The sequence below is a fragment of the Streptomyces bambusae genome (assembly GCF_019400985.1).
GTDB classification, from domain to species: domain Bacteria; phylum Actinomycetota; class Actinomycetes; order Streptomycetales; family Streptomycetaceae; genus Streptomyces; species Streptomyces bambusae_A.
The window spans coordinates 1-5,042 of the sequence record NZ_WTFF01000431.1 but is presented as its reverse complement, the minus strand read 5'-3'; the positions used below and the strand labels follow the sequence as shown (position 1 = coordinate 5,042).

General features: G+C 75.7%; 4 protein-coding genes. All 4 read right to left on the bottom strand.

Annotation, left to right across the window (positions count from 1 at the left end; translation table 11 throughout):
• Window positions 1-141 precede the first annotated feature (141 nt).
• Complete coding sequence (locus GPJ59_RS33310; protein ID WP_374200985.1) at window positions 142-1,509, bottom strand: hypothetical protein; 1,368 nt, start codon at window positions 1,507-1,509, stop codon at window positions 142-144.
• A gap of 220 nt (window positions 1,510-1,729) precedes the next feature.
• Entirely contained in the window at window positions 1,730-2,869 is a 1,140-nt protein-coding gene (locus GPJ59_RS33305) for an N-acetylglucosamine kinase (RefSeq protein ID WP_308120625.1), read from the bottom strand.
• Window positions 2,860-4,125 (bottom strand): 6-phospho-beta-glucosidase, encoded by a 1,266-nt coding sequence (locus GPJ59_RS33300; RefSeq protein ID WP_219671645.1) that lies wholly within the window; start codon window positions 4,123-4,125, stop codon window positions 2,860-2,862. The genes GPJ59_RS33305 and GPJ59_RS33300 overlap by 10 nt, the downstream gene beginning before the upstream one ends.
• Before the next feature lie 13 nt (window positions 4,126-4,138).
• Complete coding sequence (locus GPJ59_RS33295) at window positions 4,139-4,954, bottom strand: carbohydrate ABC transporter permease (RefSeq protein WP_219671644.1); 816 nt, start codon at window positions 4,952-4,954, stop codon at window positions 4,139-4,141.
• Window positions 4,955-5,042 lie beyond the last annotated feature (88 nt).

The following is a 5,042-nucleotide window of genomic DNA, read 5'->3' as shown; positions in this document are numbered from 1 at the left end:
CCCGCGCCCCGCGGCGGAGCCGCACGGGCGAACGGCCCCGCGCCCCTGCCGCGGCGCGATCCCGGTCGGCCGCCACGTTGCCGGCCGCCCCGTTGCCGGCCGGTCCGGGGCCGTCGTCACTCGTGTGCCAGCGCATGCGTCTCACCTGTACTCCGAAAGCCTGCGTCCGATGCCGAGCACGGCCGCCGCGGCCGCCGCCAGGGACAGCAGCGCGGCGCCCGTCGTCAGGCCGGTCAGGGCGGCGAGGCCGCCCTCGGCCGCGCGGGTGAACTCACGCTGCTCGTGGGCGACGGCCTGCTCCAGCGACGCGTCCACGAGGTCGAAGGACGCGCCGCTGCTGTCCTTGCCGCCGATCACCAGCGGCAGCGCGATCTCGTAGTCGCCCTTCAGGTCCGCCTCGCGGGCGGCGGCGTGCCGCACCTTCCACTGCGCGACCCCGGCCACCGCCCGGCCCAGCGGGGCGCGCCCGGCCTCGTCGTCGGCCAGCCGCAGCGCCTGCGCCAGGCCCGCGTCCAGCTGCTCCATGTTCGCGCCGAAGTCGATGTCGTACTTGTCGGACTTCTTGTCCGCCGCCGTGACGGCCCCGCGCGAGACCAGCGTCAGGTTCTCGTTCGCCCGGGCCTGGAGCGCCGCGATCCGGGCGGCGTCCAGCACCTTCAGCGACTCCTGCCCGTCCGAACGCGCCTCGCCCAGGCCCGAGCGGGCCAGCGTGTGGCCCACCGCCAGCCACAGCACCAGCACCGCGGTGGCGGCCGTCGCGGCCACCAGCCCCTGGTTGAAGACCCGGTTCGTCCGCCGGTACTCGCGCCGCTGCGCCCACACCAGCAGACCCAGCGCGGCCGCGCCCACCGCGAGGGAGGCCGGCGGCCAGGAGCGGGCCGCGTCGTGGTCGCGGTACAGCCGGCCGGTCTCCGCCTCGTACAGCCGCTGCGCGGCGGGCAGCAGCAGCGTGCTCATCTGCTCGTTGGCGTAGCGCAGATAGGCGCCGCCCAGCGGCAGCCCCTGCCGGTCGGTGGCCCGGGCCTGCTCGATCAGGCCCGCGTACCGCGGCAGTTGCTCGCCCAGCAGGGCGATCTCGCGCCGGGACCCCTCGTCGGACCCGGCGTTGGCCGCGGCCGACGTCAGCAGCCGGGACGCGGTCGCGATGTCCCGCTCGTAGCGCTCGCGGACCTCCCGCGACTCGCGCCCGCCGGCGAGGAACCCGCTGGAGGCGGCGGTGTCCGCGTCCGCCAGCGAGCGGTAGATGCTCGCCGCGTCCGCGCTCAGCGGCTGGCTGCGCCCGACCACCTCCTCGGCGGCCGTGACCCGGTCGGAGACCTCCCAGACGGTGACCGCGCCGAGGACCAGCGCCAGCGCGGCGAGCACGGCGCCGACGACCCGCAGCCGGCCGGGCTCGGTCGTGGCGGCCCGGCGGGCCCGCTCCACGCCTTCGGCGAGGGCCGTGCCACGCCGGGGCGGCGGCACGGCGGCTCCTGCGCCGGGCGCGGACGCGCGCGTCGTGACGACCACCGTGACCTCCCCCTCGGTCCTGTACTCACCCCCGGCCCACCGCCGCGGGGCCCGTCCGGCCGGCGGCCGGGCGGTGCTTCGCGCAGCAGTATGGCCGCACGGACGGCCCCGCACAGTACCGGGCCCGGGAACCGTTGAGGATCCGCTGCCACCGCTCCTTCACCGTCAATACGCCCGGACGGCCTCCACGGTTCCGTACCTGCCCCGTACGAGGGCCGGTTCACCCGAAATGGGCACGGAGTTTTCCGAAGGCCGCGGCCGGCGCGCCGACCGCGTCCAGCCCGAGCAGCCCCGCGCCCAGCACCGGCGGGGCGGTCACCACCGAGACCCGGGCGTGCGGGGCGCGTTCGGCCAGGCCCGCCGCGATCCGGTCGTCGAGCAGCGGGTGGCGGGCGGCGAGCACCCCGCCGCCGAGCAGCACCGGGGCCTCCCGCGCCAGCAGGTCCAGCCTGGTCAGGGCCACCACCGCCATCGCCACCACCTCGTCGGCCTGCCGCTCCACCAGGGACCGGGCCACCTCGTCCCCGGCCGCGGCCACCGCGAACAGCACCGGCACCAGCTCGTGCGTCCGCGCCTGCGTGATCACGCCCAGGTGCAGGGCCTCGACCAGCTCGGGCACCGAGGCCAGTCCGAAGTGCCCGGGCAGCGCCGCCGCCAGCTCCGTGGGCCGGCCCCGGCCGTCCGCGGCGCGGGCCGCCCACCACAGCGCCTCCTGCGCGAGGGCGCCGCCCCCGCCCCAGTCGCCGGAGAGCCGGCCCAGTGCCGGGAAGCGCGCGGTGCGCCCGTCCGGGAGCATGCCCACGCAGTTGATGCCGGCCCCGCACACGACCGCCACTCCGAGCGGGGCGGCGCCGTGCGGCAGGCCGGCGCGCAGGATGGCGAACGTGTCGTTGCGTACGTCGGTGCGCGCGCCCCAGCCACGCGCCGCGAGCGCCTGCGCCAGCTGCCGTTCCTCCACGGGCAGGTCGGCCCCGGCCAGACAGGCCGAGACCTGGTCGGCGTACGGCGCCAGGGGCGCACGTTCACCGGCCCCGGCACCCGCACCGTCACCGGCCCGTCCACCACTGCAGGCACCGGCACCGCCACCGGCCCGGCCACCGTCACGGCCGTCGGGACCGGAACCGACACCGGAACCGGCTTCCGCGCGGGCGCCCAGCCGGGCCAACCCCGCCGCCTCCACTGCCTCCGCCACCGCCCGCGCCAGCACGTCCACCGCCGCCGCCACCCCGGCCCGCTGCGGCTGGAAGCCGCCGGACCGCCCGGTGGCGAGCACCGTGCCGTCCGCGTCGATCAGGGCCACGTCGGTCTTGCTGTTGCCCGCGTCGACGGCCAGCACGGCGGGCCGCCGCCTCACGCCCACGGCAGGTGCTCCTTGTTGTGCGCGAGCAGCCGGTCGGTCAGGCCCTCGGCCCGCTCGACCTGCCCGACCAGCGGGTGCGCGAGCAGCGCCCGGAACACCCGCTCCCGCCCGCCCCGCAGCGCCGCGTCCAGCGCGAGGTCCTCGTACGCCGTCACCTGCGCGATCAGCCCGGCGTACAGCGGGTCCAACCGGGGCACGGCCAGCGGGACCGCGCCCGAGGCGTCCACCCGGGCCTGCACCTCGACGACCGCGTCGTCGGGGAGGAACGGCAGCGTGCCGTCGTTGCGGGTGTTGACCACCTGGACGGACGGGCCGCCGTCGCCGAGCAGCGCCGCCGCCAGGTCGACCGCGGCCTCCGAGTAGAAGGCCCCGCCCCGCTGCGCCAGCAGCGCCGGCTTCTCGTCCAGTGCCGGATCGGCGTACAGGGCGAGCAGCTCCCGCTCCATGGCGGCGACCTTCGCCGCCCGTGACGGCTGCGTCGCCAGCTCGCGCACCACCTCGTCGTGGGCGTAGAAGTACCGCAGGTAGTACGACGGTACGACGCCCAGCCGGTCCAGGACGTGCCGCGGCAGGTGCAGGTCGGCGGCGATGGCCTCGCCGTGCCGGGCCAGCAGCCGCGGCAGCAGGTCCGCCCCGTCCGGGCCGCCCAGGCGCACACCCAGCTCCCAGGTCAGGTGGTTGAGCCCGACGTGGTCGAGGTGGATGTCGGCCGGAGCCAGGTCCAGCAGCCGCGCGAACTTCCGCTGGAAGCCGATGGCCACGTTGCACAGCCCGACCGCCTTGTGCCCGGCCCGCAGCAGGGCCCGGGTGACGATCCCGACCGGGTTGGTGAAGTCGATGATCCAGGCACCGGGGTTGGAGCGCCGTACCCGCTCGGCGATGTCCAGCACCACCGGCACGGTGCGCAGCGCCTTGGCCAGGCCGCCCGCGCCCGTGGTCTCCTGCCCCACGCAGCCACACTCCAGCGGCCAGGTCTCGTCCTGCAGCCGGGCGGCCTGCCCGCCCACCCGCAGCTGGAGCAGCACCGCGTCGGCGTCGGCGACCCCCGCGTCGAGGTCGGAGGTGGTGGTGACCGTGCCGGGGTGCCCCTGCCGGGCGAGGATCCGCCGGGCCAGGCCGCCGACCAGCTCCAGCCGTTCGGTATCCGGGTCGATCAGCACCAGCTCGCCGACCGGCAGGCTCTCGCGCAGCCGCGCGAACCCGTCGGCCAGCTCGGGGGTGTAGGTGGAACCGCCGCCCACCACTGCCAGTTTCATCGTCACGCGATCACTAACCTTTCACTCCCGTCAGGGTGACGCCCTCGACGAACGCCTTCTGGGCGAAGAAGAACAGGACGATCACCGGGGCCATGACCAGCACGGTGGCGGCCATGGTCAGGTTCCAGTCGGTGTGGTGGGCCCCCTTGAAGGACTCCAGGCCGTAGCTGAGCGTCCAGGCGGCCGGGTTGTCGGAGGCGTAGATCTGCGGGCCGAAGTAGTCGTTCCACAAGGTGAAGAACGAGAACAGCGCGACCGCGGCGATGCCCGGCCTGGCCATCGGCAGCACCACGCGCAGCAGCGCGCGCAGTTCCCCGCAGCCGTCCACCCGGGCGGCGTCCAGGTACTCGTCGGGGATGGTCAGCAGGAACTGCCGCAGCAGGAAGACGGAGAAGGCGTCGCCGAAGGCCAGCGGGACGATCAGCGGCCAGAGCGTGCCCGACAGGTCCAGCTGCTTCGCCCAGAACAGGTACATCGGGATGACGACGACCTGGGGCGGCAGCATCATCATGGCGATCACCAGCAGCAGCGCGATCCGCTGCCCGCGGAAGCGGAACTTGGCGAGGGCGTACGCCACCGGGATCGAGGACGCCACGGTGAGCAGCGTGCCCAGCCCGGCGTACAGGAGGGTGTTGCGCCACCAGGTCAGGAATCCCGGGGTGTGCCACACCTTCGCGTAGTTCTCCCACACCCAGGTGTCCGGCACCAGGTCGCGGGTGAGCGCCTGCCGGTCGGTCATCAGGGAGGTGAGGAGGACGAAGACGAAGGGCAGGACGAAGAAGAGGGCGGCGGCGATCGCCAGCGAGTGCACGGCGATCCAGTGCAGCACCGCCGTGCGGCGGGCGGCCCGGGTCGCCCGGGTCGCCCGGTCCCGGCCGGCGGCGGGCCGGCCGGCCGGGGGCCGCCCGGTCCCGGTC

Coding starts and splice junctions, on each gene's coding strand:
- GPJ59_RS33300 (WP_219671645.1), bottom strand. CDS start 4,125: ATGAAACTGGCAGTGGTGGGCGGCGGTTCCACCTACACCCCCGAGCTG.